The 2572-nt window shown below is 30.8% G+C and carries 1 protein-coding gene; it reads right to left on the reverse strand.

What is annotated here, in order from left to right; translation table 11 throughout:
• Positions 1-114: 114 nt before the first annotated feature.
• Complete coding sequence (locus ACFDSN_RS12050) at positions 115-2493, reverse strand: hypothetical protein (protein WP_375240103.1); 2379 nt, start codon at positions 2491-2493, stop codon at positions 115-117.
• Positions 2494-2572: the final 79 nt, after the last annotated feature.

The raw sequence follows: 2572 nt of genomic DNA on the forward strand, positions 1-2572 counted from the left end.
TTTTTTCGGCTGTAACTTTCATTTTTATATGATTTTGAATCGATTTGTGGTAACGGTTAGTATAAGCGGTCGTTTTAATGCCGCTTATACATTGTTAGCAGCTAATTTAATTACTTATTGTTTCAAAAAACCCAATTCAAATACTTGAGGATGCAGTTTGTCAGTTAAAGAAGAATATGCTTCTTTAAAAGACTCAAAACTTACAGGGGTAAAATCACCACTTGAGTTTCTGTTTTCTAAAGCCTTTCTTATTTGATACCAGCCTACATCAGCACGATTTAACTTTAATTCGTCTCTAATGGTTCTTACGTCAGTATGCTCAAAATAGGCTTGCCATAGTTTTTTACCTTCTGTTAAAACTGCATTAGCTTTATCAGATAATTTTTTATCTATAATGTATTGCACCATAAAATCACTCTCAAAACGCTCGGTAGAATTAACCTCTTGTTCGGTAAAAGGAATAAAATGGTTAACGATGCTCCACTTTTTATCGTTCCACTCCAACACATTAGCACTTGCTGTTAAATTTTTCCCATTAAATAACATCCAAACCAAACAGTCATTTTTAAACTCGTTAGTTAAAGTTTCAGTTGGCTGTAAAAACTGATCATTATGATTAATCCATGTATGCTTAATAAGTTGTCTAACTGTAAACAATACACTTACTTTATCTAAATTATCTTTTGTTACATATAAGCCTCCCTTATGGCCAATCCCGTGTGTCGATGAAAATAATGCGGTTGCCTGTGGAGCATTCTGTAAATCATTACTATCGCAAAGTAAATGACCAATTGTATTATCTGAAGAATAAGATGGTTTTGTTCTTAATACTGCTGGAGATATTGCATTTTTTAAAGGTATTACTTTAATATCATTCTTTTTTGGTCTTTTTATCCATTTACTTAAGAATAAACTATTTGGAGTTTGATAGAACCTTTTAAATCCAATAGGTATAGCTTCTTTATTTAATACTTCTAATTCTACATTTGTTAATCCTGTGTTGGAATTAGATGGTTTCCAAATCAAAAAACCTATTGGAAAATTACCTCTCAAACCATCAAAACTTTTACTATGAATAATAAATCCGTTTAAAAATTTCTTATTCCACTGAGATCTAAACTTACTGAAGTTTGTTGAGTTTAGATATTTTAGTGTGCTAAACATTGCTATTGATGCAGTCGGGATTTCTAATTGTATTCTTGCAATAAATTGAGCAAATAATTCATTAGACGCTTTTCCATATTCTTCCATTAATAATTTTGCAACTTTCGTTTTAGCTACACCTTCTTTATTACCAGCGTTAAATCCTTTTCCTGATTCAGCATAAGGAGGGTTAATAAGTACCAAAATCTTTTTTCTTTTCGAAATAGCATCTCTAAGTCCTTGAGGTATTTTATTTGTCAAACTATAGTCAATACTTCCATTATCTGTAATATCATCATTCAGATAGTCATATTGAAAACGTTTAGAAGCAACACAGGTTTTGGTAGCTTTCATTACATCTATATCTTCTTGTTCTAAAGTTGACATATAAATATTTCTATGATTAGAGTGCTTTACTTCTAAATTTCCCACTCCACAACACATATCCCAAATTATATAGTTTTTTTGCCAACTTACACCTAAAGTTTCATTCAGTTTTTCATAAGCTTTATTTACCACATGTAATGGTGTATAATAGGCTCCTTTAAAACTTCTCTCATCATGAGGAATTAAACTATCTCTTCTTTCTAAAATATAATCTCTATATTTTGCATTTGGAGGCTTTTGATAAATAGCCCAGAATCTTCTATATCCTTCCAGGAATCCTAATTCATAAATTTTATTTCTTAATATAAAACAAGGTTTACCATTTTTATGTAGCATTTCTGCTGGCAGATTGTTATGTGTAGAGTATGTTCCATCATGCATTATGTCAGCAAAAAATAAAAGAGAATAATCTTCTTCATCTACATCATATATTTCTCTTCCAATCATTTCTACCCATTTATCAAAAATTGGCTTGAGATTAGCAGGAGTTATTTGTGTTCTTATAATCTCTCCACTTTTAATAGCTTCTTTTATACAGCTTATAAACTCTTCTTCATGTGTTTCTATGTTAAATGATACAATATGTGTTCCAATATATGTTGAAACTTTATCTAATGCTTCTTGAGTATATTTGCTAGCTGATTTCCCCCATTTTATTGTCTTTTTTTTCAAAAAAGGCAATACATCTTTTGTTCTCATTATAGCGGCCTTCCTTGTGTCAATTACAGATAAAAAAGGTGGGATGGGCTCTCCTTTGTTTAGAGCGTCTTGCACATAGTGAAGTAATTGAGTAAACATTTCATATGTAGAGTGTCGGAAAGAATCTTTTGCTTCAAACCAAATTTCTTTTGTTTGAATGTCAATTAGGTTTTTTTGATATCCCTTTAGTCCTAATGCTTTTATGTATTCATCTTTTACATCCTCTTCACTTGATGCTTCCTGGAGTTTTTGATATAATGTCATTCTATTATTTTATTTATTGCTGCTAACGTTGAGTGTAAGAGTAGTGGCTGACGACAGGAAGCTTTTACTTTTACACTTT

The sequence above is a fragment of the Aurantibacter sp. genome (genome assembly GCF_042094015.1).
Classification (GTDB): domain Bacteria; phylum Bacteroidota; class Bacteroidia; order Flavobacteriales; family Flavobacteriaceae; genus Aurantibacter.